This is a genomic window from Streptomyces sp. NPDC036822, assembly GCF_055609145.1.
In genome coordinates this window covers 137,562-161,756 of the sequence record NZ_JBVJPY010000010.1, presented here as the reverse complement: position 1 = coordinate 161,756, position 24,195 = coordinate 137,562, and the positions used below count along the sequence as shown (strand labels likewise).

At 70.7% G+C, this 24,195-nt stretch carries 25 protein-coding genes, 1 tRNA gene and 1 riboswitch; of the genes, 15 read left to right on the top strand and 11 right to left on the bottom strand.

Going from position 1 to position 24,195, the window contains the following annotated elements; genetic code table 11:
• Nucleotides 1–175: 175 nt before the first annotated feature.
• A complete protein-coding gene (locus tag ACZ68P_RS23120) occupies nt 176–1,438 on the bottom strand; it encodes a PTS transporter subunit EIIC (protein WP_471009079.1) in 1,263 nt (420 codons plus the stop codon).
• A 237-nt stretch (nt 1,439–1,675) separates the two neighbouring features.
• Here ACZ68P_RS23120 and ACZ68P_RS23115 point away from each other — a divergent pair, with 237 nt between their 5' ends.
• The 4 genes from ACZ68P_RS23115 to rdgB all read left to right on the top strand — a co-directional run bounded on the left by ACZ68P_RS23115 (nt 1,676) and on the right by rdgB (nt 3,876).
• A complete protein-coding gene (locus tag ACZ68P_RS23115) occupies nt 1,676–1,909 on the top strand; it encodes a PTS sugar transporter subunit IIB (protein WP_356604889.1) in 234 nt (77 codons plus the stop codon).
• A 76-nt stretch (nt 1,910–1,985) separates the two neighbouring features.
• Nucleotides 1,986–2,717 carry a ribonuclease PH gene (gene rph / locus ACZ68P_RS23110; protein WP_471009076.1) on the top strand — a complete coding sequence of 244 codons (732 nt, stop codon included), beginning with the start codon at nt 1,986–1,988 and terminating at the stop codon, nt 2,715–2,717.
• Between the two features lie 167 nt (nt 2,718–2,884).
• The gene (locus tag ACZ68P_RS23105) at nt 2,885–3,265 is read left to right on the top strand and encodes a hypothetical protein (protein WP_365715340.1); all 381 of its coding nucleotides are present in this window, start codon (nt 2,885–2,887) and stop codon (nt 3,263–3,265) included.
• A gap of 8 nt (nt 3,266–3,273) precedes the next feature.
• Complete coding sequence (gene rdgB, locus ACZ68P_RS23100; protein ID WP_471009072.1) at nt 3,274–3,876, top strand: RdgB/HAM1 family non-canonical purine NTP pyrophosphatase; 603 nt, start codon at nt 3,274–3,276, stop codon at nt 3,874–3,876.
• Between the two features lie 78 nt (nt 3,877–3,954).
• On the opposite strand, the gene ACZ68P_RS23095 is transcribed toward rdgB, so the two are convergent.
• From ACZ68P_RS23095 to bcp, 3 genes are all read right to left on the bottom strand, one after another.
• Nucleotides 3,955–4,038 (bottom strand) — tRNA-Leu (locus ACZ68P_RS23095).
• Between the two features lie 46 nt (nt 4,039–4,084).
• Nucleotides 4,085–5,581 (bottom strand): glycine betaine/L-proline transporter ProP, encoded by a 1,497-nt coding sequence (gene proP, locus ACZ68P_RS23090; RefSeq protein ID WP_471009069.1) that lies wholly within the window; start codon nt 5,579–5,581, stop codon nt 4,085–4,087.
• A gap of 147 nt (nt 5,582–5,728) precedes the next feature.
• Nucleotides 5,729–6,202 (bottom strand): thioredoxin-dependent thiol peroxidase, encoded by a 474-nt coding sequence (gene bcp, locus ACZ68P_RS23085; RefSeq protein WP_365715337.1) that lies wholly within the window; start codon nt 6,200–6,202, stop codon nt 5,729–5,731.
• Nucleotides 6,203–6,325: 123 nt separating this feature from the next.
• Here bcp and ACZ68P_RS23080 point away from each other — a divergent pair, with 123 nt between their 5' ends.
• The 3 genes from ACZ68P_RS23080 (at nt 6,326) to ACZ68P_RS23070 (ending at nt 7,536) form a co-directional block, all read left to right on the top strand.
• On the top strand, nt 6,326–6,646 hold the full coding sequence (locus ACZ68P_RS23080) for a DUF3618 domain-containing protein (RefSeq protein ID WP_365715336.1): 321 nt from the start codon (nt 6,326–6,328) through the stop codon (nt 6,644–6,646).
• Between the two features lie 59 nt (nt 6,647–6,705).
• Nucleotides 6,706–7,044: a GroES family chaperonin gene (locus tag ACZ68P_RS23075; protein WP_471009067.1), complete on the top strand. Its 339-nt coding sequence runs from the start codon at nt 6,706–6,708 to the stop codon at nt 7,042–7,044.
• Between the two features lie 60 nt (nt 7,045–7,104).
• Nucleotides 7,105–7,181: riboswitch (guanidine-III (ykkC-III) riboswitch) on the top strand.
• Nucleotides 7,182–7,215: 34 nt separating this feature from the next.
• Nucleotides 7,216–7,536: a DMT family transporter gene (locus ACZ68P_RS23070; RefSeq protein WP_471009065.1), complete on the top strand. Its 321-nt coding sequence runs from the start codon at nt 7,216–7,218 to the stop codon at nt 7,534–7,536.
• A 121-nt stretch (nt 7,537–7,657) separates the two neighbouring features.
• On the opposite strand, the gene ACZ68P_RS23065 is transcribed toward ACZ68P_RS23070, so the two are convergent.
• Nucleotides 7,658–9,853: a transglycosylase domain-containing protein gene (locus tag ACZ68P_RS23065; protein WP_471009063.1), complete on the bottom strand. Its 2,196-nt coding sequence runs from the start codon at nt 9,851–9,853 to the stop codon at nt 7,658–7,660.
• A gap of 156 nt (nt 9,854–10,009) precedes the next feature.
• Between ACZ68P_RS23065 and ACZ68P_RS23060 the strand changes: the two genes are divergently transcribed.
• The 4 genes from ACZ68P_RS23060 (at nt 10,010) to ACZ68P_RS23045 (ending at nt 14,103) form a co-directional block, all read left to right on the top strand.
• On the top strand, nt 10,010–10,810 hold the full coding sequence (locus ACZ68P_RS23060; protein ID WP_471009232.1) for an ABC transporter permease: 801 nt from the start codon (nt 10,010–10,012) through the stop codon (nt 10,808–10,810).
• Nucleotides 10,803–11,711, top strand: a complete 909-nt coding sequence (locus ACZ68P_RS23055) for an ABC transporter permease (protein WP_471009061.1) — start codon at nt 10,803–10,805, stop codon at nt 11,709–11,711. The genes ACZ68P_RS23060 and ACZ68P_RS23055 overlap by 8 nt, the downstream gene beginning before the upstream one ends.
• A gap of 2 nt (nt 11,712–11,713) precedes the next feature.
• Entirely contained in the window at nt 11,714–12,736 is a 1,023-nt protein-coding gene (locus ACZ68P_RS23050; RefSeq protein ID WP_471009058.1) for an ABC transporter ATP-binding protein, read from the top strand.
• Nucleotides 12,737–12,834: 98 nt separating this feature from the next.
• Nucleotides 12,835–14,103: a DUF445 domain-containing protein gene (locus ACZ68P_RS23045; RefSeq protein WP_471009230.1), complete on the top strand. Its 1,269-nt coding sequence runs from the start codon at nt 12,835–12,837 to the stop codon at nt 14,101–14,103.
• Nucleotides 14,104–14,224: 121 nt separating this feature from the next.
• Here the strand turns inward: ACZ68P_RS23045 and ACZ68P_RS23040 are convergent, their stop codons facing one another.
• The 4 genes from ACZ68P_RS23040 to ACZ68P_RS23025 all read right to left on the bottom strand — a co-directional run bounded on the left by ACZ68P_RS23040 (nt 14,225) and on the right by ACZ68P_RS23025 (nt 18,990).
• Nucleotides 14,225–14,536: a hypothetical protein gene (locus ACZ68P_RS23040; protein WP_365715331.1), complete on the bottom strand. Its 312-nt coding sequence runs from the start codon at nt 14,534–14,536 to the stop codon at nt 14,225–14,227.
• Nucleotides 14,537–14,587: 51 nt separating this feature from the next.
• A complete protein-coding gene (locus ACZ68P_RS23035; RefSeq protein ID WP_471009055.1) occupies nt 14,588–14,782 on the bottom strand; it encodes an excalibur calcium-binding domain-containing protein in 195 nt (64 codons plus the stop codon).
• Nucleotides 14,752–17,889 carry a DEAD/DEAH box helicase gene (locus tag ACZ68P_RS23030; protein ID WP_471009052.1) on the bottom strand — a complete coding sequence of 1,046 codons (3,138 nt, stop codon included), beginning with the start codon at nt 17,887–17,889 and terminating at the stop codon, nt 14,752–14,754. Before ACZ68P_RS23030 ends, ACZ68P_RS23035 begins: the two co-directional genes overlap by 31 nt.
• A 93-nt stretch (nt 17,890–17,982) precedes the next feature.
• A complete protein-coding gene (locus ACZ68P_RS23025) occupies nt 17,983–18,990 on the bottom strand; it encodes an SEC-C metal-binding domain-containing protein (protein ID WP_471009049.1) in 1,008 nt (335 codons plus the stop codon).
• A 63-nt stretch (nt 18,991–19,053) separates the two neighbouring features.
• Here ACZ68P_RS23025 and ACZ68P_RS23020 point away from each other — a divergent pair, with 63 nt between their 5' ends.
• The 4 genes from ACZ68P_RS23020 (at nt 19,054) to ACZ68P_RS23005 (ending at nt 22,164) form a co-directional block, all read left to right on the top strand.
• The gene (locus tag ACZ68P_RS23020; protein ID WP_471009048.1) at nt 19,054–19,827 is read left to right on the top strand and encodes a class E sortase; all 774 of its coding nucleotides are present in this window, start codon (nt 19,054–19,056) and stop codon (nt 19,825–19,827) included.
• A gap of 179 nt (nt 19,828–20,006) precedes the next feature.
• Nucleotides 20,007–20,306: a DUF6412 domain-containing protein gene (locus ACZ68P_RS23015; protein ID WP_471009045.1), complete on the top strand. Its 300-nt coding sequence runs from the start codon at nt 20,007–20,009 to the stop codon at nt 20,304–20,306.
• Between the two features lie 149 nt (nt 20,307–20,455).
• Nucleotides 20,456–21,133 carry a YidC/Oxa1 family membrane protein insertase gene (locus tag ACZ68P_RS23010; RefSeq protein ID WP_471009042.1) on the top strand — a complete coding sequence of 226 codons (678 nt, stop codon included), beginning with the start codon at nt 20,456–20,458 and terminating at the stop codon, nt 21,131–21,133.
• A gap of 173 nt (nt 21,134–21,306) precedes the next feature.
• Nucleotides 21,307–22,164 (top strand): fumarylacetoacetate hydrolase family protein, encoded by an 858-nt coding sequence (locus ACZ68P_RS23005; RefSeq protein WP_471009039.1) that lies wholly within the window; start codon nt 21,307–21,309, stop codon nt 22,162–22,164.
• 373 nt (nt 22,165–22,537) lie between these two features.
• Here ACZ68P_RS23005 and ACZ68P_RS23000 read toward each other — a convergent pair whose 3' ends face one another.
• Nucleotides 22,538–23,056, bottom strand: a complete 519-nt coding sequence (locus ACZ68P_RS23000; RefSeq protein WP_471009037.1) for a heme-degrading domain-containing protein — start codon at nt 23,054–23,056, stop codon at nt 22,538–22,540.
• A complete protein-coding gene (locus tag ACZ68P_RS22995) occupies nt 23,053–24,138 on the bottom strand; it encodes a Gfo/Idh/MocA family protein (RefSeq protein ID WP_471009035.1) in 1,086 nt (361 codons plus the stop codon). The genes ACZ68P_RS23000 and ACZ68P_RS22995 overlap by 4 nt, the downstream gene beginning before the upstream one ends.
• Between the last annotated feature and the right edge of the window lie 57 nt (nt 24,139–24,195).

The following is a 24,195-nucleotide window of genomic DNA, read 5'->3' as shown; positions in this document are numbered from 1 at the left end:
GTAGACCAGTTTTAGCACGTGAGACTTAGATAAGGAACCTGCGAATTCTGTGGACTCAGCCATAGCCGGGCAGGCACGACGGAAGGCCCCCGGACCATGAGGTCCAGGGGCCTTGTCGACCATGGGAAAGCGGGTCCGAGGCCCTCCGCGCCGAGGGGATCCGGGGGCTTGGGGGTTACGGCTTCGTGATGTCCCGCTCCAGCTGCTCCTCCACCTCGACCGGCTCCCGGCCCGGCGTCGGGATGTCGAACTTCGTGATCAGGAAGCGGAACAGCACGTAGTAGACGACGGCGAAGCCCAGTCCGATCGGAATGATCAGCCATGGCTTGGTGTCCAGATGCCAGTTGACGACGTAGTCGATCAGCCCCGCCGAGAAGCTGAAGCCCGCGTGCACCCCGAGCGCCCAGGTGATCCCCATCGACGCACCCGTCAGCAGCGCGTGCAGACCGTAGAGCAGCGGCGCGGCGAACATGAACGAGAACTCCAGCGGCTCGGTCACACCGGTGACGAACGAGGTGAGGGCCACCGAGATCATCAGGCCCGTCACCTCCTTGCGGCGCTCGGGCCGCGCGCAGTGGGCGATGGCGAGCGCGGCGGCCGGCAGGCCGAACATCATGATCGGGAAGAAGCCCGACATGAACTGACCCGCCGACGGGTCCTCCGCGAAGAAGCGCGTCAGGTCGCCCTGGACCACCGTGCCGTCCGCCTTGGTGTACTCGCCCGCCTGGAACCAGAAGAAGGTGTTGATGAACTGGTGCATGCCGATCGGGATCAGCAGCCGGTTGGCGACACCGAAGATGGCCGAGCCCCAGGCGCCGAGATCGATCAGCTGCTTCGCGAACCAGGTCAGAGCGTCGCCCACCGGCTCCCAGAGCAGCCCGAACAGCACGCCGAGCACGACGCAGAAGAACGCCATCATGATCGGGACCAGTCGGCGGCCGTTGAAGAAGCCGAGCCAGTCCACCAGCTTCGTGCGGTGGAAGCGCTGCCAGACCACCGCCGTCAGCAGGCCGATCAGAATGCCGCCCAGCACCCCGGGATTCTGCGGGACCCCCTCCGGCAGCTCCGGCGTCACCGTCCCCTCACGCGGGAAGACCTTCAGGACGTTGAAGTAGACGAGGAAGCCGACCACCGCCGCCAGCGCCGTGGAGCCGTCCGCCTTCTTCGCGAAACCGATCGCGACACCGATGCAGAAGAGCAGCGGCAGGCCGAACGACCCGTCGAGGATCGCGGTGCCGCCTCCCAGCAGCACGGCCGAGGTCTTCTCCCAGAAATCGCCGTGCAGATACGCGGCGAAGAGATTGCCCAGGCTGACCAGCAGTCCGGCCGCCGGCAGGACGGCCACGGGAAGCTGGAGGCTGCGACCCACCTTCTGAAGCCCCTGGAAGAGGCCGTTCCGCCAGTTCTTGCGCGGTGCGGTGGCACTGTCGCTACTCATCGGCGTCCTCCCTGGTCCCGGAACAAGCGCGCCCCGGCTCGCGTTGCACACTGGTGTAGACCAGTTGCGATAGGCTCCCCGGAGCCCGCTCAGGGCAGGGCGCCGGTGATCGTCATCATTCGGCAGAACCCGTGCACCCGCTCGCGAAGTTGGGCCAACCGTGGGTTACCGTGACAAAGCGGACCGTGGGTGCGCCGAGACTTACGTTCTCCGAACGGAACGGACAGGGAGAGACACATGGCCAGCAAGGCTGAGAAGATCGTCGCCGGGCTCGGCGGCATCGACAACATCGAAGAGGTCGAAGGCTGCATCACCCGCCTGCGCACCGAGGTCATCGACCCCACCAAGGTCGACGAAGCCGCCCTCAAGGCCGCCGGCGCCCACGGCGTCGTCAAGATGGGCACCGCGATCCAGGTCGTCATCGGTACCGACGCCGACCCCATCGCCGCCGACATCGAAGACATGATGTGAGCCACCCCCTCACCTGAAGGAGGGCCCGTTCCGGCAGGGGAACGGGCCCTCCCTCGCGTACGGCTACGCTCGACCCATGTCTCGTATCGACGGCCGTACTGCCGAACAGCTCCGCCCCGTCACCATCGAACGCGGATGGAGCAAGCACGCCGAGGGCTCCGTCCTCGTCTCCTTCGGTGACACCAAGGTCTTCTGCACCGCCTCCGTCACCGAAGGCGTCCCCCGCTGGCGCAAGGGCAGCGGAGAGGGCTGGGTCACCGGCGAGTACTCGATGCTCCCCCGCTCCACCAACACCCGGGGCGACCGCGAATCCGTCCGCGGCAAGATCGGCGGCCGCACGCACGAGATCTCCCGCCTCATCGGCCGCTCGCTGCGCGCCGTCATCGACTACAAGGCGCTCGGCGAGAACACCATCGTCCTCGACTGCGACGTCCTCCAGGCCGACGGCGGCACCCGCACCGCCGCCATCACCGGCGCCTACGTCGCCCTCGCCGACGCCATCACCTGGGCCCAGGCCAAGAAGCTCGTCAAGGCCGGCCGCAAGCCCCTCACCGGCACCGTCGCCGCCGTCTCCGTCGGCATCGTCGACGGCATCCCGCTCCTCGACCTCTGCTACGAAGAGGACGTCCGCGCGGAGACCGACATGAACGTCGTCTGCACCGGCGACGGCCGCTTCGTCGAGGTCCAGGGCACCGCCGAAGCCGAGCCCTTCGACCGCAAGGAGCTCAACGCCCTCCTCGACCTGGCCTCCGGTGGCTGCGCCGAACTCGCCGAACTCCAGCGCCAGGCCCTCGAAGGAACGCTGTAGCCCCTCGCGACCGGCGACCGGCGTCCAGCGACCGGCGACCCGCACTCACCGCGACCCACCCGCCACGGCCCGCCGTGGCAACCACGAAGGCCCACACCGGCGTCCTTCGTGACACGGGCGCACGGCACGACCGTGCGCCCGTTCCGCACACCAGGGGAGGACCTGACTTGAAGCGCCGACTCGCACTCGCCGTGGCCACCGCCGCCGTACTCACCACCACCCTCGTCGGCTGCGGAGCCCTCGACAAGGCCATGGACTGCGTCGCCACCGCCGACGCGATAGCCACCAGCGTCGACAAGCTCCAGCAGGCCGTCTCCAACGCCTCCAACGACCCGACCCAGCTCAACGAAGCCCTCAACGACATCTCCACCGAACTGGGCAACCTCAAGGACACCACGGACAACGCCGACCTCTCCAAGGCCGTCGACGACCTCACCAAGGGCGTCGAGTCCGTCCGCACCGCCGTGAACAACGGCGACACCACCCCCGACATCAAGCCCGTCACCGACGCCGCCACCGAGATCGGCAAGGTCTGCACGCCGGGATAATCGGCACCATGACCCGTCTGATCCTCGCCACCCGTAACGCCGGAAAGATCACCGAACTCCACGCGATCCTCGCCGACGCAGGTCTGCCCCACGACCTCGTCGGCGCGGACGCCTACCCGGAGATCCCCGACGTCAAGGAGACCGGCGTCACCTTCGCCGAGAACGCCCTCCTCAAAGCCCACGCCCTCGCCCAGGCCACCGGCCTCCCCGCCGTCGCCGACGACTCCGGCCTCTGCGTCGACGTCCTGGGCGGCGCCCCCGGCATCTTCTCCGCCCGCTGGGCCGGCACCCACGGCGACGACCGGGCCAACCTCGAACTCCTCCTCGCCCAGCTCGCCGACATCGACACCCCGCACCGCGGCGCCCACTTCGCCTGCGCCGCGGCCCTCGCCCTCCCCGACGGCACCGAACGCGTGGTCGAGGGCCGCATGCCGGGCACCCTGCGCCACGCCCCGGCCGGCACGAACGGCTTCGGCTACGACCCGATCCTCCAGCCGGAGGGCCACGAGGTGACGTGCGCGGAGCTGACGCCGCAGCAGAAGAACGCGATCAGCCACCGGGGGAAGGCGTTCAGGGCACTGGTGCCGGTGGTCAGGGAGCTGCTGGGCTGAGACGAGGGGGCGCGGCGCCTGGAGCGCCGTGACCATGCGGAAGGGCCGCACCGACCGGTGCGGCCCTTTCGCATGCGGTGCGGCCGGAGGGATTCGAACCCTCACGGGTGTTACCCCACTGGGACCTAAACCCAGCATGTCTGCCAGTTCCACCACGGCCGCGTGCGCGTCCATCGTAGTGGGCGGGCCAGCCGCGCAGGCGGGAGGCTCAGAACTTCGGTGCGGGCGCCTGGGCCAGGACCAGTTCCGCCGCCTCCTCCTCGGTCTCCACCGACGGCGGTGAGCCCTCCAGCGGCTTTCGCGCGGTCTCCTTCATGCAGGCCACCGCCACGACGCCGACGAGCGCCGCGCCCATCGCGTAGTACGCGGGCATCAGGTTGCTGCCGGTCGCGCCGATCAGCGCGGTGATGACCAGCGGGGTCGTCCCGCCGAACAGCGACGCCGAGAGGTTGTAGCCGACCGACAGGGAGCCGTAGCGCACGTTCGTCGGGAAGAGCGCGGGGAGTGCGGCCGACATCGTGCCCAGCATGCAGACCAGGGACAGGCCGAGCATCAGCATGCCGGCCGTGATCGCGGGGACACCGCCCTGGCCGATCAGCAGGAAGGCGGGGAGCGAGAGGAAGAGGAAGCCGAGCATGCCCGCCATCAGGACGGGCTTGCGCCCGAAGCGGTCGTTGAGCCGACCCACCTGAGTGATGATCAGCATCAGGAGGACCATCACCAGCAGCAGGATGAGCAGCCCGTGCGTCTCGCTGTAGCCGAGTTCGTCGGAGAGGTACGTCGGCATGTACGACAGCAGCATGTAGTCGGTGATGTTGTAGGCGCCGACCAGCGCGATGCAGAGGATCAGCGTCGGCCACTGCTGCCGGAAGATCTTGGCCAGGTCGCCCTTGGCGGAGGTCTCGACGGTGTCCGCCGCCTCCGAGGCGTGCGCCGACTCGCTCTCCAGCTTCTGGAAGGCGGGTGTCTCGTCGAGCCGCAGCCGCAGGTAGAGCCCCACCAGGCCGAGCGGTCCGGCCACGAGGAACGGGACGCGCCAGCCCCAGGCCTCCATGGTGTCGGTGCCGAGCCAGGCGCTCAGGGCCGTGACCAGTCCGGCCGCGGCGACGTAGCCCGCCAGGGTGCCGAACTCCAGGAAGCTCCCGAAGAAGCCGCGGCGCCGGTCGGGGGCGTACTCCGCGATGAAGGTCGAGGCGCCGCCGTACTCGCCGCCGGTGGAGAAGCCCTGGAGCATCCGGAAGAAGACCAGCAGGGCGGGCGCCCAGAAGCCGATCGAGGCGTAGGACGGGATGAGGCCGATCGCGAACGTGCCGACCGCCATGAGGATCATGGTCAGGGCCAGGACCTTCTTGCGGCCGAGCCTGTCACCCATCGGGCCGAAGAACATGCCGCCGAGCGGGCGGACGAGGAACGCGACGGCGAAGGTCGCGAACGAGGACAGCAGCTGGACGGTGTCGTTCCCTGACGGGAAGAAGACGTGACCGAGGGTGACGGCGAGATAGGCGTAGATGCCGAAGTCGAACCACTCCATGGCGTTCCCGAGCGACGCCGCCTTCACGGCTCGTTTGACGGCCGCCTCGTCGGTCACCGTGATGTCCGTCCGGCGCAGCCGGGGTCGCTGCCGACGGGTGATGGCCCGGAACAGCCGCGGGTGGCGTTTGAGGGCATCGGGGTCGGCCGCGTTGTCGCGGTCGGTGGCCGGCATGACCGTACGTCCTTTCTCGGGGCGTGGAACTCCAAGAGGAACATCTGCGCGGTCACGCCGTTCACAAACGGAAGTCACCTTCCGATGGGACCTCCGTCACCTCCGGCCGGTACGTCGGGCCCCCGCGTGCGGGGACGTAGGGGCAGGTCAGGGCTGGATGGCCAGGTCCTTGAGGATCTTGGCGACGTGGCCGGTGGCCTTCACGTTGTAGAGGGCGCGCTCGACCTTGCCGTCCTCGTCGACGACGACCGTGGAGCGGATGACGCCCGTGACGGTCTTGCCGTACAGCTTCTTCTCGCCGAAGGCGCCGTAGGCCTCCAGGACCTCCTTCGACGGGTCGCCGACGAGGGTCACCCGCAGGGACTCCTTCTCGCGGAACTTCGCGAGCTTCTCCGGCTTGTCGGGGGACACGCCGATGACGTCGTAGCCCGCGGCGGCGAGCACGTCCAGGTTGTCCGTGAAGTCGCAGGCCTGCTTGGTGCAGCCCGGCGTGAGGGCGGCGGGGTAGAAGTAGACGATGACCTTGCGGCCCTTGTGGTCGGCCAGCGAGACCTCGTTGCCGTCCGCGTCGGGCAGGGTGAAGGCGGGGGCGGTGTCGCCGGGCTGAAGTCGCTCGCTCATGGCTCTCCTCGGAGGAAGTACGCGTACGCCGGAAGAGCCTAATGGGGGTCGAGGCCAACCCGGGAGCGCGGAAGCTGACAGACTGTCCATCAACGAACCGATGACGACAACGGAGGCAGCGCGGTGTCGGACGCCAGGACCCCTGCGCAGATCGAGGCGGACATCGTCCGCCGGCGCGACCAGCTTGCCGAGACTCTCGACGAGATCGGTATTCGGATGCACCCGAAGACGATCATCGGCGACGCGAAGGCGAGGGTCGCCTCGACGGTCGACCACACCGCCGGACGGGCGTTCGTCGCCGTGAACCGGACCGTCTCCGGTGTGAAGGCGCGCTTCACGCACGCCGACGGCGCGCCGCGCCTGGAACGGGTGGTGCCGGTGGCCCTGGTCGCCGTGGCCCTGGTGGGGCTGCTCGCGACCTCGTCGCGAAGGCGCAGGGGATGACGCGTGGCACTGTCCCGACCCGGGTACGGCCGACACGCCCGGGCAGGTAGGTTCGGGGCGTGAGCGAGAACACGCACGACAAGCTGCCCATCAGGATGCTGTACGACCGTGTCCTGGTCCGGACCGACTCTCCCGAGGGTGAGCGGCGCTCGGGCGGCGGCATCCTGATCCCGGCCACGGCCGCGGTCGGGCGCCGGCTGGCCTGGGCCGAGGTCGTCGCCGTCGGCCAGAACGTCCGTACGGTCGAGACCGGTGACCGGGTTCTGTACGACCCCGAGGACCGTGCCGAGGTCGAGGTGCGGGGGGTGGCGTACGTCCTGATGCGCGAGCGCGACCTGCACGCGGTGGCGGCCGACCGCTTCCAGGGGTCCACGGATTCCACGGGCCTGTATCTGTAGCTCCGGACGTGCAGCCGCGGACGTGAGGCCTGGTGACCGCTGTCACCAGGTCTTTTGTCCGTCTTTTGCTACGCTGGGGACACCCGACGAGACGCGCCGTACCGGGCCTGACGCAGGACACGCAAAGACGACGCACCCCTGTTGATCCGTCTCGCGGAGGTGTTCGTCGTCATGGCCTGGGTTCTTCTCGTCATCGCCGGTCTGCTCGAGGTCGGCTGGTCGATCGGTATGAAGTACACCGACGGCTTCACCCGTCTCTGGCCGAGCGTCTTCACCGCCGCCGGGATCGTCGCCTCCATGATGCTGCTCTCCCATGCCGCGAAGACGCTGCCGATCGGTACGGCCTACGGCGTCTGGGTGGGCATCGGCGCGGCCGGTGCGGCGGTGCTCGGCATGGTGGTGCTCGGCGAGCCGGTGACCGCCGCGCGGATCTTCTTCGTCTGCCTGCTGCTGGTCGCGGTGGTGGGCCTGAAGGCGACCTCCGGGCACTAGGTCGTTTCAGGGGTGGGTCCGGACGCGACCTCCGGGCACTAGGTCGTGTCCTGCCGACGCGGCCGGGGGTAGCGCCCGGCAAGATCGGCAAGCCACCCCCTGGACCGCGTCCGGGCTGCCGTTACCGGCCGGTGGACGGGAACCGCTCGACGCGGTCGCCGGCCTCCGGCGCGTCGGGGCGGCCGGGGTGCTGCCGTCCGTCGGGGCGGCCGGCCTCGCCGGCCTGCTCCTGGTGTTCCCAGCCTTCCGGATCCAGCGGGTCCGCCGGTTCGGGCATCTCCTCCGCGCCCGGCGCGAGCTGGAGCTCGAACTCCTTCGGCGCCGTGCCGGCCAGAGCCTCCCGGGTGAAGTGGCCCCAGATCGCGGCCGGCGCCCCGCCCCCGTCGATGCGGGGCAGGCCGAGCGCGCCGTACAGCGGTTTCTGCCGCCCGGTCTTGGGGTCCTGGCCCATCAGCGTGACCACGGTCGCCAGGTCGGGGGTGAAGCCGGCGAACCAGGCGGCCCGGTCCTCCTCCGCCGTGCCGGTCTTGCCGGCCGCCGGCCGGCCCGCGGTCAGCGCCGCCTTGCCCGTACCGCTCTCCACCACTCCGCGCAGGACCGACGTGGTGGTGTCGGCGGCCTCCCGGCCGACCGCCTGCCGGGTCTCCCGGGCGGGGATCTCCAGCTCCCGGCCGTCCCGGCTGATCCGGTCCACCAGGGTGTACGCGCGGTGCGTGCCGTGGTCGGCGAGGGTCGCGTACGCCTGTGCCATGTCCAGGGCGCTGGCGGTGGCCGGGCCGAGGGCGATCGAGGGGGTGGCGTTGAGGTCGGGGGTCTTGGCGGGCAGCCCGAGGGCGATGGCCGTCTCCTTGACCTCGTCGGGCCCGACGTCCACCGCCAGCTGGGCGTACACCGCGTTGACGGACTGATCGGTGGCCGAGCGGAGGGTGAGGGGGCCGTAGGAGAGGTCGTCCTCGTTGGCCGGGTCGTAGAGGTCGCCGTTCCACCCTTCGACCGGGCGTTTGTTGGTGCCGTCGTAGTAGGTGTTGGGGGTGATCGCGCGGCCGTCCTGTGTCTGCGCCGCGTTCTCGACGGCCGCCGCGAGGACGAAGGGCTTGAAGGTGGAGCCGACCTGGTAGTCGCGGCGGGTGGCGTTGTTGACGTACTGCCGGGTGTAGTCGACGCCGCCGTACAGGGCGACGACCCGGCCGGTGGCGGGGTCGATCGCCGCGCCCCCGACCCGGACGAAGCGGTCGACGGGGTTGCGCTCCGGGTCGAGCCGGGACATGACCTCCTCGTCGACGGCGGTGACGAAGGCGTCCTGTTTCGGCTTCTCCAGGGTGGTCGTGATGCGGTACCCGCCACCGGCCAGGGTCTTCGCGTCGATGACGCCCCGGGCCGCGAGGTGGTCCCCGACGGCCTGGACGACGTAGCCGCGCTGGCCGGAGAGGCCGGTCGCGGGGCGGGCGGCCGGCGGTGCCGGGAAGACGGCGGCGGCCCGGGCGGCGGGGGTGAGCCACCGCTCCTTCACCATGCCGCTCAGGACGTAGTTCCAGCGGGCGAGCACCTTGGACCGGTTCTCGGGGCGGGCGGCCACGTCGTAGGCGGTGGGGGCGTTGAGGAGCGAGGCGAGGTAGGCGGCCTCGGGGATGTCGAGGTCCTGCACGTCCTTGTCGTAGTAGGCGTGCGCGGCCGCCTGGATGCCGTAGGCGTTGCGGCCGAAGTAACTGGTGTTCAGATAGCCCTCGAAGATCTCGTCCTTGCTCTTCTCGCGGTTGAGCTTGATGGCGATGAAGAACTCCTTCACCTTGCGGGTGACGGTCTGTTCCTGGACCAGGTAGTAGTTCTTGACGTACTGCTGGGTGATGGTCGAGCCGGACTGTCTGCCCTTGCCCCGCAGGGTGTTCCAGGCGGCGCGGAGCATGGCCTTGGGGTCGACGGCGGGCTGGGAGTAGAAGTCGCGGTCCTCCGCGGCCAGTACGGCGTGCCGGACGGTCTCCGGGACCCGTTCGAGGCGTACGTTCTCGCGGTTGACGTCGCCGTCGCGGGCGAGGGGGGTGCCGTCCGCGTAGAGGTACAGGTTGGACTGGGCGGTGGCGGCGGCGTTGGCGGGCGGGATGTCCACCAGCAGGTAACCGGCGGCGAACCCGCCGGCCAGCAGCAGGACGACGAGCAGCAGGCTCCCGAGCAGGAAGCGCAGGACGCGCCGCCCCCGGGTCCGGCGGCGGGCCTTCCTTCCGGTCCCGGGCCCGCGCGGCCGGGGCGGTGGGGTGGGCTCGGTGGGGAGGGTGGGATCCCTCGGCTCCCAACCGGGCTGCCGAGACTGGCCGTCGCTCATGTGTGCGGCTCCCGTACCGGATGAAGGGGGCGTGGCCATCCCATACTGCACGTACAGGGACAGAAGCCTTGAATACGACTCGAAATCCGCTCGCGATGGCGGTACGCGCCCCGCTAGGGTCGTGCGCTTCGGTGCCGGTCGGAGGGAGCGTGTGTGGTGCGGCTGTACGCGACGGTCGCCGCGGGGGGTTTCCGGCGCCATGCCACGTATCGCATGGCCACGGCCGCGGGGGTGTTCACCAACACCGTCTTCGGTTTCATCCTGTCGTACACCTACATCGCCCTCTGGGACGAGAGGCCCCTGCTCGGCGGGTACGACATGGACGACGCGCTCGCCTATGTGTGGATCGGTCAGGCGCTGCTCGCCGCCTGCGGACTGATGGGCGGCGGGTTCCAGGAAGAGGTGATGGAGCGGATCCGTACGGGTGACATCGCCGTCGATCTCTACCGGCCCGCCGACCTGCAGGCCTGGTGGTTCTCGGACAACGCGGGCCGGTCCGCGTACCTGCTGCTGGGCCGCGGGGTCGTGCCGATGGCCGTCGGAGCGCTCGTCTTCGACTTCAGGCTGCCCGCGCGGCCGCTGACCTGGCTCGCGTTCCTGCTCGCCGTCGCGCTGGGTTCGATCGTCAGCTTCGCCGTCTGGTACCTGGTCGCGATGAGCGCGTTCTGGCTCCTCGACGGGCAGGGCGTGGCCCAGGTGGCCTGGCTGGGCGGCCTGTTCTTCTCCGGGATGCTGCTGCCCCTCAACGTCTTCCCGGGCGCGCTGGGCGAGCTGGCGCGGGTGCTGCCGTGGGCGTCGATGCTCCAGATCCCGGCGGACGTGTTTCTGGAGCGGTACGAGGGGTGGGGGCTGCTCGGCGCGTACGCGTTCCAGGGCTGCTGGGCGGTGGTGCTGCTCGCGGCGGGGCGGGCGGCGCAGTGGGCGGCGACGCGGAAGGTGGTGGTGCAGGGTGGCTGACGTCTCCGCGCGCGAGGGGGTGGCTGCCGGTCCGGCGCGTACCCCCGGGAAGGGGGCGGCCCGCCCGGCTTCCCGTGGGGCGGCGCTCCGGCGGGCGGCGGTCGACTCCTGGCGTACGTACCGGATGGTGGCCGGGATGTGGATCAGGTCGACGATGACCTACCGGGCCTCCTTCGCGCTGACCGTCTTCTCCAGCTTCACCGTCACCTTCTTCGACTTCGTCGTCATCCTGCTGATGTTCGGTCAGGTGCGGGGCCTCGGCGGCTTCTCGTTCGGCGAGGTGGCCTTCCTGTACGGGACGACCAGCACGTCCTTCGGCCTCACCGACCTGACGATGGGCTCCCTCCAGCGGATGGGCAAGCGGGTGCGCGACGGCTCGCTCGACACCTTCCTGATGCGCCCGGCCCCCGTCCTCGCGCAGGTGGCGGCGGACCAGTTCGCCCTGCGCCGGCTCGGCCGGGTCGCGCAGGGGCTGCTGGTGCTGGTCTGGGGCCTGCTGGTCCTCGACGTGGAGTGGACGGTGGTGAAGGTGCTGCTGCTCCCGGTGACGATCGTGTGCGGCGCGCTGATCTTCGGGGCCGTCATGGTCGTGGGCGCCTCGGTCCTGTTCTGGGCGCAGGACGCCGCCGAGGTCACCAACGCGTTCAGCTACGGCGGCAACACGCTGCTGCAGTACCCGCCGTCGATCTTCGCGCAGGAGCTGGTGCGCGGGGTCGTGTACGTCGTGCCGCTGGCGTTCGTGAACTGGCTGCCGGCGCTGTACATCCTCGGCCGCGAGGCGCCGGCCGGAGTGCCGGACGCGGCGGCGTTCGCGTCACCGCTGGTCGCGGCGGTGTGCTGCGGGCTCGCCGGCCTGGTGTGGCGGGTGGGACTTCGTTCGTACCGATCGACAGGGAGCTGACCGTGTCCTTCATCGACCCCGTCCATTCCGACGGTCCCCCCGGCGCCGGGGGCTTCATCGAGCTGCGGGACGTCGAGAAGGTGTTCTCGGTGCGCCGCAAGGTGGGCCTCGTCCGCCGCGAGAAGCGGGAGGTCCGCGCCGTCGACGGGATCAGCTTCGACGTGGCGCGCGGCGAGATGGTCGGCTACATCGGCCCGAACGGCGCCGGCAAGTCGACGACGATCAAGATGCTGACCGGCATCCTGACCCCGAGCGCCGGCCGGCTGCGGGTCGCGGGGATCGACCCCTCGCGCGAGCGGACGCGGCTCGCGCAGCGCATCGGGGTGGTGTTCGGGCAGCGCACCACGCTGTGGTGGGACCTGCCGCTGAAGGACTCGTACCGCCTGATGCACCGGATGTACCGCATCCCGGACGACCGCTTCGCCGCGAACCTCGCCCGCTGCGTCGAACTCCTGGAGCTGAAGGACCTCCTCGACGTCCCCGTACGCCAGCTCTCCCTCGGCCAGCGGATGCGCGGGGACATCGCGGCCGCGCTGCTGCACGACCCGGAGGTTCTGTACCTCGACGAGCCGACGATCGGCCTCGACGTGGTGTCGAAGGCGCGGGTACGGGAGTTCCTGCGCGAGCTGAACGCCTCACGGGGCACGACCGTGCTGCTCACCACGCATGATCTGACGGACATCGAGCAGCTGTGCAAGCGGGTGATGGTCATCGACCACGGCCGGCTGATGTACGACGGGGAGCTGGCGGGACTGCACGCGGTGGGGGAGAGCGAGCGGCTGCTCGTGGTGGACCTGGAGCGGGAACTGCCGCCGATCGAGGTGCCGGGGGCGCGCTTCGTACGGTCGGAAGGTCCGCGTCAGGTGCTCGCCTTCCCGTCGTCCGCCTCGGCGGCGCCGATCGTGGCGGCGGTGGCGGCAAGGTATCCGCTGGTGGATCTGTCGGTGCGGGAGCCGGATATCGAGGCCGTGATCGCGAAGATGTACGGGGAGGGGGAACTCGGCGTACGTGCGGGGAGTCCCTGAGAGAGGGAGGTGCGGTGGAGAGCGACAGGAGTTCCGAGACCGGCTCGGGCACGGGCGCGGGCGACGGCGCGGGGGCCGGGGGTGAGCCACGGCCGGCGATGGCGGCGTTCGCGTATACGGCGGCGGACGCGGAGCGCGGCCGCGGCGTCCGCCGTATGAAGACGATCGCGACCGGCCTGCTGCTCCTGGTCGCCGTGATCTACGCCCTGGCCACCTGGGCGGAGAACTCGGGGTTCGGTCCCTGGGCCGGCTATGTGGCCGCGGCGGCTGAGGCGGGCATGGTGGGCGCGCTGGCCGACTGGTTCGCGGTGACGGCGCTCTTCCGCCGCCCCCTCGGACTGCCCATCCCGCACACGGCGATCATCCCGACCAAGAAGGACCAGCTGGGCGTCACGCTGGGATCGTTCGTCGGCGAGAACTTCCTGTCGGCCGAGGTGGTACGGGGCCGGCTGCACGCGCTGGGCATCGCCGGCCGCGTCGGCGCCTGGCTCGCCGACCCGGCCCACGCCGACCGGGTCACCAGGGAACTCGCCACCGCGCTGCGCGGCGCGCTGACCGTCCTGCGTGACTCCGACGTCCAGGCGGTGGTGGGCGAGGCGATCACCCGGCGGGCGGAGGCGGCGGAGATCGCCCCCGGCATCGGCAAGACCCTGGAGAAGGTCGTCACCGACGGAGCCCACCACCGGGCCGTGGACCTGGTCTGCGCCCGGGCACACGACTGGCTCGTCTACCACGGGGACTCCGTGATGGACGCGGTCCAGGGCGGCGCGCCCGGCTGGACGCCCCGCTTCGTGGACCGCAGGGTGGGCGAGCGCGTCTACAAGGAACTGCTCCGCTTCGTCACCGAGATGCGGGACATGCCGGCCCACCCGGCGCGCGCCGCGATCGACCGCTTCCTGACGGACTTCGCCACCGACCTCCAGGCGGACACGGACACCCGGGGGCGCGTGGAGCGCATGAAGGCGGAGCTGCTGGCCCGCCAGGAGATCCAGGACATCATCGACTCCGCCTGGGCCTCGGTCCGCGGCCTGATCATCGCGGCGGCGGAGGACGACCAGAGCCAACTGCGCCTGCGCGCCCGGGCCTCCCTGATCTCCCTGGGCGAGCGCCTGGTGACGGACACCCGCCTCCAGGCGAAGGTGGAGGGCTGGGTCGAGGACGCGGCGGCGTACGTGGTCACGACCTACCGCAACGAGATCACCTCGCTGATCACGGACACGATCGCGAGCTGGGACGCCGACCAGACCTCGAAGAAGATCGAGGCGAACATCGGCCGCGACCTGCAGTTCATCCGCATCAACGGCACGGTGGTCGGCGCGCTGGCGGGCCTGCTGATCTACACGGTGAGCCACGCGCTGGGCGGATGAGTGGGGTGCGCGCGACGGTGGGCGTCCGGCCGAGGTGGTGCGCGGGGCGGGTGAGTTCCGGCTCACCCGCCCGGCGACTGTGGGGAGATGCCCGGTAGTACGGACGGCGGGGGCGGGGCGTTCAGCCCTTGTCGCGGGTGACGCGGGTGACCGCCCAGGAGGCCCCGGCCACGGCGCCCGCGACGGTGAACACCGCCGGCCACGCGCCGACCTTCTTGGCCAGCGGGTGGGACCCGGCGAACGCGGCGACGTACGCGACCGCGAGCCCGGCGGCCGCCTTCCCTCCGGCGGCCTCCCGCCACTCCCGCACGGCGACGGCGCCGGCCCCGGCCAGCACGACGCCCCCGAGCGGCCGCTTCCTGGTCCACCGGGCGACGGCGTACCCGCCGACGAGTCCGGCGGCGGCTATGGCGGGGGAGGGGACGCGGGGCATGACGGGGCCTTTCGGATCGACGGACCACCTACGGTACGACTCCGTGGGTGGCTACTCACAGGCGACGCCGTCCCCGTCCCGGTCGAGGTGGCGCCCATACCCGGGGTCGCCCCGCCGCACGGGAGCCGCGCCCGCGGCGCGAGCGGCGGAGCAGTTCCGGTAGTGGACGGGTGGGAGGAGCGGCCTTCTTCGCACGGGTCGGGTCGGGGGTCTCGTCAGCCAGCAGCGATCGCTGAGTACGTCCATACGTCGGCGGGGATCTCGTGCTTGAGCTTCCAGGTGATTGCCATCGGCTTGCTGCCCTTGTGTTCGACGTACTCGGCCGGTCCCAGGAGCATCCAGGGCTGAGGGCCACCTATGTCCGTCTTCTTGTAACGGCGGACGAAGAGCAGCACGTGGGAGCCCTTCTCTCGATGGGTCTGGTAGCGGATGCCCGTCGGAGAGGATTCGGAGGTCTGGTTCTGTGACTCCCAGTGGAAGAGGGTGTCGTTCATCGCGTAGTCCCGATAGCGGGTCTGCGGCGAGAAATCCTTTTCGTCCTTCTCCAGAGTGATCAGGAGTGCGTCCGTCTGGATGTTCTCGCACCACCTCACTCCCTCGCGGAAATGGGCGGGCATGAAGCCGTCGATGAAGGACTGCCCCAGGGCGGGGAGGATCTCCTCCCGACTGTAGGAGGCGTGGATCATCAGGGGGTGGCCGGCCAGGGAGCCCATGAGCGGGATCGGAACGTGGTCCGTGCGTTCGAGGACGTGGGCCAGAACTTGCCGGACTTCGTCTCGGAACGCGTGCTGCGGACGGAGGGAGTCCAGCGCCTCTTGGTAGTCCGAGAAGCCGCCCAGGGGCCACAGCGAGAAGTAGAGCATTCGGGCATAAGCCTGCTCGATGTCGGTGAGTTCGACGAAGGCGGGAGCGTCATCCGAGAGGAGCTTGGTGTAGGCCGCGACCCGCATAGGGTCGTCGACGTGCAGAAATGCCGAGACGCGCTTGAGTAGCGCTGCCTCGCCTTCGGGTCCCTGCTGGGGAAGCAGGCTCGCTCGGCGGAGGAGGCCGGTCCAGGAGTTGCCGTTGCCGCGGTACAACTCCTTGAGCTCGCGTCCGCTCTCGCTGAGGTACTCGGAGAGTCGAGGTTCGCCGTATCGCCGGACTTCCAGTGCCAGCTGGGTGACGTTCACGCTGATCTGGCTCCGGATGTTGTCGATAATCCGTTCCTTGGCCTTCGACTCAAGGATGATCTGACAGCCAGAGGGCAGTTGGGGGAAGTCGTGCTCGATGTTTGCGAGCAGACGGTTCCTCGTCAGGTTGGTCAGGGCGCGGAACTGCTCTTCGAAGCGGAACTCCTTCCGATGCTGTCCGATGAAGTCCAGGACAGTGAGAACCGCCTTGCCCTCACTCCGTCGAAGTCCGCGCCCCAGCTGCTGCAGAAACACAGTGGCGCTCGACGTGGGGCGCAGCAGGAGCAAGGTGTCGACGTCTGGGATATCCAGCCCCTCGTTGAAGAGGTCGACAGAGAAGATGACCTGTATGTCCCCGGAGCTCAGGGCGGAGAGGGCCTCCCTGCGCGCCTCTTTCGGGGTCTCACCTGACAGCGCCACGGCGTTGAGCCCGGCGCGGCGGAAGAACTCCGCCATGAAGTGGGCATGGGCGACCGAGACGCAGAATCCGAGTGCACGCATGGAACCTGGATCGGTGACCTTGTCCATGATTGCCTGCACGACGAGGCGCGCCCGGGCATCGTTGCCCGTGAACAAGTTGCTGAGGGCGGAGGAGTCGTAGGCCCCACGCTTCCAGGTGAGGGCGCTCAAGTCGGTGTTGTCAGTAACGCCGAAGTAGTGGAAGGGGCTCAGAAGGTCGTTCTCCAGCGCCTCCCACAGGCGCATCTCCGCCGCGATGCGTCCCCCGAAGAACTCATCCTGAACGTTGCGCCCGTCCATGCGCTCCGGGGTGGCCGTCAGACCGAGGAGCTCAAGGGGGGTGAAGTGCTCGATGATTCTTCGGTAGGTGGGCGACACGCCGTGGTGGAACTCGTCGATGACGATGACGTCGAAATGGTCGGGGGCAAGCTGCTCCAGAGTGCGCGTGTTGAGCGACTGGATGCTGGCGAAGACGTGATTCCACTCCTGCGGGACGAGGCTGCTGTGCAGCTCTTCACCGAAGTTCGCATCGACCAGGACGTCTTGGTACGTGCGGAGGGACTGGCGGAGGATCTCCTGCCGATGGGCGATGAAGAGGAGCCGGAGGTCGCGCCCGTGCTTCTGCCGCAGATGCTTGTAGTCGAGAGCAGCCATGACGGTCTTGCCCGTCCCCGTGGCAGCGACCAGCAGATTTCGGTGCCGGTCGTGGACCTCGCGCTCCACCTCGAGTCGTTCCAGCATGTCGCGCTGGTGAGGGTAGGGGCGTACGTCGAGCCCCGAGAGGGTGATCCGCTGTCCTGCGATGGCGTGGGTGCCGCGACCGGCCAACTGGAGGGCTTCGTCGAGGCGCGCTGCGTCGCTGTCGGGGTCGTAGGCCTCAAAGGCCGGGTCACTCCAGTAGGAGTTGAATGTGGCTTCGAACTTGCGTAGAACGTCCGGGGTAGCGATGGAGGAGAGGCGGACGTTCCACTCCAGACCATCGAGGAGTGCGGCCTTGGAGAGATTGGAGCTGCCGACGTAGGCGGTGTCGTAACCGCTGTTCCGTCGGAAGAGCCAGGCTTTAGCGTGGAGTCGCGTGGAGCGCAGTTCGTAGTTGACTCGCACCTCGGCGTTGAACTTCCGTACGAGCCGGTCGAGGGCTCTCCGCTCGGTGGCGCCGATGTACGTGGTGGTGATGACTCGTATGGGGACGCCGCGAGCGTGTGCCGCTTCGAGGGACTGCTCGATGACTCGCAGGCCGTGCCACTTCACGAAGGCGCAGAGAAGGTCGATTCGATCTGCGGTGGCAAGCTCGGCACGAAGTTCAAAACCCAGGCTCGGGTCTTCAGGCGCATTGGTGATGAGCGCCGTCTCCGACAAGGGCGTTGCAGGCCTGATCCGATACACACCCTTGGCCTCTTGCTCAGCGATGGCGAGCAATTGGCGCGGCCCTTCGGACACCAGGTCGACCCACTCCTGAGCACCTTCGATGCTGTTCATCGACTCGAGGATGTGGTTGGCCGCGTGCACGCGGTCCGCTGTGGGCAAGCCCTCCAGGACACGCCGCAGGGTGTCCGCCACGTGCCGCGCGATGACGTGAGGCGACGACTCGGTCCCCACGGTGTCATCGATCGCGTGCCAACCCTGGTCCGTCAGGCCCTTGAGCTGTTTCTCAAGACGCAGAGTGATGAGTTGCTCGTAGAGGCCTGAAATCGGCGCACTGGTGTCGATCGGATCCGTCACTGTCGTCCCCTCCCCGCAGGCTTCCCAGTGATATCAGGTGACGCCGACAGCCTGTTCACGGCACTGGAAATTCTTCGGGGAGAGGAGGGGCCGCTACTCCGAGCCGTGGCAGTCCCCGTACGTCCTCCCCGATCCGCACCAGCACGCCGCCGTGCTCGACGGCGGCCAGGCCGTCGCCCTGCCCCGGGCCGCCAGGGTGGTGGCGTACTGGGGGAGCAGGTCCGCGTTGGCCGGGGAGGAGGCCTCGGAGGCGGCGAAGGCCTCGTAGGAGGGGACCGTGGCCGGGACGATGCCGAGGTTGGTGGTGCCGGCCTGGGCGAGTTCGCGGAGGGAGGCCTCGATGTCGGTGAGGTGGGCGCGGTACGTGGGGTACTCGGCCTCCAGTTCCGGGTAGGCCGCGAGGAGCTCGTCCAGTTCCGCCTCCGGCCAGTGGAGGACCGCCACCGGGAAGGGGCGGGAGAGGGCCGTGCGGTACGAGCCCAGTTCCGCGCGAAGGCGGGTGATCTCGGCCTGGAGTTCGGCCGGGTCCGAGGAGCCCAGGGACCACAGGCGCTTGGGGTCGTGGAGCTCGTCCAGGGGGACGTCCGCCGTGTGGACGGTGTCCGCCAGCATGTCCCAGTCGTCGTGGGGGAGGGCCAGCATCCGGCGGACCCGGTGGCGGGACTTCAGGAGCGACTGGGTGGCGTGCGGGATCTCCCGGGAGTCCGGCGCGGAGCCCAGCAGGAGCGTCGTCGCCTCCGTGAAGACCGCCTCCGACTCCTCCAGCTCGTCGTGCGACTCGAGCGTCTCGGCGACGATCTCCCACGGCTCGGCCTCCTCGGGCGCCGAGGTGCGCACGCCCTCGATGATCGCCCGGGCCTCGGCCTCGTGGCCGTACTCCCAGAGGTTCGCCGCCTTCAGGGCCCTGATCAGGTGCGGGTCCGACGGCCCGGACGCGAGCAGGGTGTCGTACAGGGTTGTCGCGCGGGCGCGGTCGCCCGACAGTTCCAGGTGGGCCGCCGCCCGCAGGAGCAGCGGTTCCCGGTCCTGCGGGTACCGCTCGGCGGTGCGCAGCAGGCGCTCGGCTTCGGTGGCGTGGTCGGCAGGCGTGTCGGGGCGCATGGTGAATACCGTACTGCTGTGGCCCCCTGGAGAGTTGGCGCGTCAGCGCCTAGGGTGCCCCGCGTGCGGGACAGGGTGCGTACGAGGGTGCCGGTGGTCGTCCAGACGCGCGGGGCGCGCGCCGCGCCCGCCCGCGTGCTGTGGGTCTGCGCCGAAGCCGTCGTCACCTGCGGTGTCGTCGTCCTCCTCCTCGTCGTCCACCAGCTCTGGTGGACGAACCAGCAGGCCCGGGCCACGGCCACGGAGCGGGTCCGCGCCCTGGAGCGGGAGTGGGAGGGATCACCCGAGGTGCGGCCCGAGCCCGTTCCCGAGGAATCCGGCGCGGGCGAGGAGTCCCCTCCCGTGGCGGCGCCGCCGCCGGAGGCCCGCCCCGCGCCGCCGGCGCGGGCCGGCTCGTCCGCGTACGCCGTCCTCCGGATCCCGCGCATCGGCCTCACCGCCCCCGTCGCCCGTGGCATCGGCAAGCGGTCCGTCCTCGACAAGGGGTACGTCGGCCACTATCCGGGCACCGCCGGGCCGGGCCGCCCGGGGAACTTCGCGCTCGCCGGGCATCGCAACACCCACGGCGAACCCTTCCGGTACCTCGACCGGCTGAGGGTCGGGGACGAGATCATCGTGCGGACCCGGGAGCGGGAGTACGTCTACCGCGTCGACCAGGTGCTGCCGCGGACGGCCCCGCGGGACACCGGCGTCATCGCGCCCGTCCCGCGCTCCCTGGTCAAGCCCTCGTACGGGTACTCCTCGCCCGGCTCCTACCTCACCCTGACGACGTGCACGCCCGAGTTCAGCTCCGCCTACCGGCTGATCGTGTGGGCGACGCTCGCGGCGTCGCGGTGACCGGACCGGCCGGGACCACCGGACCGGCCGCGCGCCACCCCCACCGTGACCGCCGTCCTCACCAGAGCTCCTCGTCCCCCTGGGAACTGATCGTGTAGAACGATCGTCTGTAGCGCTGAGAGGCCGCGGACTGTCGACAACGCCGCCGGGCCTGCACGACGTGATGAGGGGTGGGGACGATGCTCAAGGGCCTGGCCCCGCGCGTCATCGCGCCCCTCTTCTGCCTCCTCGCCCTCGCCGATCTGCTCCTCTCCGACGGCTCCGCCGTCCCCGCCGCCGTCGCCCTCGCCGCCGCGGCCGTCGTCCACACCCTCCTCGGCGCCCGCACGGTTCCCGCCGTGCCGCCGACGCGCGTACGCACCGCCCTGCGCGACCGCGAGCAACGCACCGCCTTCCTGCCGCAGCGCGACCCCGACGCCTCGGGCCGCCGCAGGCCCCGGGCACCCGGCCGTCTCCTCCCGACGGCCGCGGGCGCGTAGCGGTACACCCCGTACGCGCGGCAGGGGTCGTACGCGGACGCGTGGACGTCCCGTACGCGTGACGTCCCCGTACGACGCCTTCCCCCGCGGTTCCGTCCTGCCGACCGACTTCTCCCTTCCGGCACGACGAGACCCCTCGGAGGGCTCCCATGTCCGTTTTCGCCTCCCTGGTCGAGCACCTCGCCGACCTCCTCCAGCCGCTGTTCGCGACCGCGGCGACCGCCGCCGCGATCGTCCTCTTCACCGCGCTCGTACGGCTTGCGATCCATCCCCTCGCCCGGGCCGCGGCCCGGGGGCAGAAGGCCCGCACCCGCATCGCCCCGCAACTCGCCGACCTGCGCGAGAAGCACGCCCGGAACCCCGAGCGGCTGCGCGAGGAGGTCGGCGCGCTGCACGCCCGCGAGAACGTCTCGCCGTTCTCGGGGGTGCTTCCCAGCCTGCTCCAGCTTCCCGCCTTCCTGCTGATGTACTACCTCTTCGCGGGTGACCGGATGGCCGGCCACCGCCTCTTCGCCGCCCCGCTCGGCGACCGCTGGGCCGACGCGCTCGGCGACGGCGGCCCGCTGGGTCCCGCCGGGCTGGTGTACGTCGCGCTGTTCGCGTTCGTCGCCGCCGTGGCCACCTTCAGCTACCGGCGCACGAAGCGGCAGATGGCCGAGACCGCGGCCTTCCTGCCCGAAGGGCCGGGCGCGGGGGTCGTCGCCAAGGTCATGCCGCTGTTCGCGTTCGGGACGCTCGTCACCGTGGCGGTCGTGCCGCTCGCCGCCGCGCTGTACATCGTCACCAGCACCACCTGGACCGTCGTGGAGCGGGCGCTGCTGCTCTGAACCGGCTGCTCGGGCCCGGCGGACTACCGCCCGGTAAGGGTCCAGGTTGTGAACGGGGTATTGCAGAGTGGTCGGAACTCTTGGAGGATCGACCAATCCTCCGATGGCCGCACTCCATCGGCCGGGGCCACCGGGGCCCGCCCCGGGCCCACCTCGACCACAGGGAGAAGACCATGAAGCTGCTGCGTGTCGGGCCGGCGGGCGCCGAGCGTCCCGCCCTGCTCGACCAGGACGGAACGCTCCGCGACCTGTCCGCGCTGGTCGACGACATCGACGGAGGGCTGCTCGCCGACGCGTCCGCGCTCGACCGGATCCGGGCGGCCGCGGGCGCCGGAGTGCTGCCCGCGCTCGACGCGACCGGGCTGCGGATCGGCCCGCCGGTCGGCCGGATCGGCAAGGTCGTGTGCATCGGGCTGAACTACCACGGCCACGCCGCGGAGACGGGCGCCGCGACCCCCGCCGAGCCGGTCGTCTTCCTCAAGGCCGCCGACACGGTCGTGGGTCCGGACGACACCGTGCTCGTACCGCGGGACAGCGTGAAGACCGACTGGGAGGTGGAGCTCGCCATCGTCATCGGCCGCACCGCCCGCTACCTGGAGACCGACGAGCAGGCGCTCGCGCACGTCGCCGGTTACGCCGTCGCCCACGACGTCTCGGAGCGCGAGTTCCAGATCGAGCGGGGCGGGACGTGGGACAAGGGGAAGAACTGCGAGACGTTCAACCCGCTCGGCCCCTGGCTGGTCACCGTCGACGAGGTGGCGGACCCGCAGGCGCTCGGACTCAAACTGTGGGTCAACGGCGAGCTGAAGCAGGACGGCAACACGTCCGACCAGATCTTCCCGGTCGCGGAGGTCGTGCGGTACGTCAGCCGGTTCATGACGCTGCACCCGGGCGACGTCATCAACACCGGCACGCCGGCGGGCGTGGCGATGGGGCAGCCGGAGCCGAAGCCGTACCTGCGGGCCGGTGACGTGGTCGAGCTGGAGATCGAGGGCCTCGGCCGCCAGCGCCAGGAGCTGAAGGACGCCTGAGCCGGAGGCCGGGGGCCGGAAGCCGGAGGCCGGGCTGAGCGGCTGGGCCCGGCTTGGGGCCAGGGGCCAGGTGGCCCCCGGCGCCGGGCTCCGGGCCCGCGCGCACGACGCGGCGCCGGGCCTGGGGGCCCCGGCTCAGGCTCAAGTCCGCGCGCGTGTGGGCGTGCCAAGCCCGCGGGCACGTCCCGGCTCCGGGCGGGAGGCCGCCGGGCTTCCGGCTCCGAGCTCGGGGCCGCGCGCATGTGCACCCGCCGCGCCCACGGGGACGTCCGCGCGTCCGGGCCCGCGCCCTCGTCCGGGCGCGGGCCCCGGCCGTCGTCCGGGCGCGGGTCCCCGCCCTCGTCCGCGCGCAGGCCCTCCGCCGTCTCGGGTCCTACGCCCCCGCCGACGTCGCCTTCAGGCGTTCGAGTGCCTGGACCACCATGGCGTGGTCCTCCGCCTGGGGCAGTCCGGAGACGGTGACCGAACCGATCACGCCCGCGCCCTCGACCGCGACCGGGAACGAGCCGCCGTGCGCGGCGTACCGGTCGGGGTCCAGGCGCGAGGACTGCTCGAACGTCGTCCCCTTCGCGCGGAACCGGGCACCGACCAGGAACGAGCTCTCGGCGTAGCGCTCCACGACCCGCCGCTTGCGGTCGATCCACGCGTCGTTGTCCGCGCTCGACCCCGGCAGCGCGCAGTGGAAGAGCTGCTGCGCACCGCGCCGGATGTCGATCGCCACGGGCGCTCGGCGCTCGCGGGCCAGCTCGACGAGGAGGGTGCCGAGCGCCCAGGCGTCCTCGTACGTGAAGCGGGGGAGGACCAGCCGGGCCTCCTGCGCCTCCAGCTCGGCGATCTCGGTGGCCGGTGTGCTCTCCGCGCCCGCCGCGGGCCTCGTGTTCCCGCCGCTCACAGCGCCACCGTGATTCCCTCGCGCGCGGACCGCTTCGCCGCCTCCAGGACGTCGAGCGTGGCCGCGGCCTCCCGAGCGGTGACCGGGTTGTCGCCGGTCCCGCGCAGGGCCGCGTCGATGGCCGCGTAGTACGCCGGGTAGTCGCCCGGCAGGGTCTCGACCGGGGTCCCGCCGCCGGTCAGGGGGGATTCGCCGGCGCCGATCTTGCCCCACACCGACGGCGCCTCCACGCCCCAGGGCGTGCCGGGCGCCGGGCGCCGGCCTTCGCGCAGGGCGGCCTCCTGGGGGTCGAGCCCGTACTTCACGAAACCGGCGCGGGAGCCGAGGACGCGGAAGCGCGGGCCGAGCTGCGCGGTCGTGGCGCTCACGTACAGGTGGGAGCGGACGCCGTTCGCGTGGGTGATCGCGAGGAACGTGTCGTCGTCGGTCTCGGCGCCCGGACGGCGGACGTCCGACTCGGCGTAGACGCGCACGGCCGGACCGAACAGGACCAGGGCCTGGTCGACGACGTGGCTGCCGAGGTCGTAGAGGAGACCGCCGATCTCCTCCGGGGCGCCGGACTCGCGCCAGCCGCCCTTGAGCTGCGGGCGCCAGCGCTCGAAGCGGGACTCGAAGCGCTGCACCTCGCCGAGCTCGCCGTCCGCGACGAGCTTGCGGAGGGTGCGGAAGTCGTTGTCCCAGCGGCGGTTCTGGAAGACGGAGAGGAGCAGGCCCCGCTCGTCCGCGAGGGCGGCGAGCTCGCGGGCCTCGGCGGCCGTGCCCGCCACCGGCTTGTCGACGACGACGGGGAGGCCGGCCCGGAGCGCGGCGGTCGCGACGGGGACGTGCGTCTTGTTGGGGGAGGCGACGACGATCAGATCGAGTTCGTCCGCCCGCGCCCACAGCTCGTCGGGGGAGTCGGCGACCCGTACGCCGGGGTGCGCGGCGCGCACCTGCTCCTGACGCTCGGGGTTGCCGGTCGTGACCGTGTCGAGGGTGAGGCCCGCGGTGGCCTCGATCAGCGGGGCGTGGAAGACGGAGCCCGCGAGGCCGTAGCCGACGAGTCCGACGCGGAGGGGGGTGCGGGGGCCGGTGCCAGTCATGCCATCCACTTAAGCAACGCTGTTGCCAAAGTGCAAGCACAGGGGACAATGGGCGGG

Excerpts from the sequence above, each read along its gene's own strand:
- ACZ68P_RS23120 (WP_471009079.1), bottom strand. The coding sequence starts at position 1,438 with ATGAGTAGCGACAGTGCCACCGCACCGCGCAAGAACTGGCGGAACGGC.
- ACZ68P_RS23115 (WP_356604889.1), top strand. The coding sequence starts at position 1,676 with ATGGCCAGCAAGGCTGAGAAGATCGTCGCCGGGCTCGGCGGCATCGAC.
- rph (WP_471009076.1), top strand. The coding sequence starts at position 1,986 with ATGTCTCGTATCGACGGCCGTACTGCCGAACAGCTCCGCCCCGTCACC.
- rdgB (WP_471009072.1), top strand. The coding sequence starts at position 3,274 with ATGACCCGTCTGATCCTCGCCACCCGTAACGCCGGAAAGATCACCGAA.
- proP (WP_471009069.1), bottom strand. The coding sequence starts at position 5,581 with ATGCCGGCCACCGACCGCGACAACGCGGCCGACCCCGATGCCCTCAAA.
- bcp (WP_365715337.1), bottom strand. The coding sequence starts at position 6,202 with ATGAGCGAGCGACTTCAGCCCGGCGACACCGCCCCCGCCTTCACCCTG.
- ACZ68P_RS23070 (WP_471009065.1), top strand. The coding sequence starts at position 7,216 with ATGGCCTGGGTTCTTCTCGTCATCGCCGGTCTGCTCGAGGTCGGCTGG.
- ACZ68P_RS23065 (WP_471009063.1), bottom strand. The coding sequence starts at position 9,853 with ATGAGCGACGGCCAGTCTCGGCAGCCCGGTTGGGAGCCGAGGGATCCC.
- ACZ68P_RS23045 (WP_471009230.1), top strand. The coding sequence starts at position 12,835 with ATGGCGGCGTTCGCGTATACGGCGGCGGACGCGGAGCGCGGCCGCGGC.
- ACZ68P_RS23040 (WP_365715331.1), bottom strand. The coding sequence starts at position 14,536 with ATGCCCCGCGTCCCCTCCCCCGCCATAGCCGCCGCCGGACTCGTCGGC.
- ACZ68P_RS23035 (WP_471009055.1), bottom strand. The coding sequence starts at position 14,782 with ATGGACGTACTCAGCGATCGCTGCTGGCTGACGAGACCCCCGACCCGA.
- ACZ68P_RS23025 (WP_471009049.1), bottom strand. The coding sequence starts at position 18,990 with ATGCGCCCCGACACGCCTGCCGACCACGCCACCGAAGCCGAGCGCCTG.
- ACZ68P_RS23015 (WP_471009045.1), top strand. The coding sequence starts at position 20,007 with ATGCTCAAGGGCCTGGCCCCGCGCGTCATCGCGCCCCTCTTCTGCCTC.
- ACZ68P_RS23010 (WP_471009042.1), top strand. The coding sequence starts at position 20,456 with ATGTCCGTTTTCGCCTCCCTGGTCGAGCACCTCGCCGACCTCCTCCAG.
- ACZ68P_RS23005 (WP_471009039.1), top strand. The coding sequence starts at position 21,307 with ATGAAGCTGCTGCGTGTCGGGCCGGCGGGCGCCGAGCGTCCCGCCCTG.
- ACZ68P_RS22995 (WP_471009035.1), bottom strand. The coding sequence starts at position 24,138 with ATGACTGGCACCGGCCCCCGCACCCCCCTCCGCGTCGGACTCGTCGGC.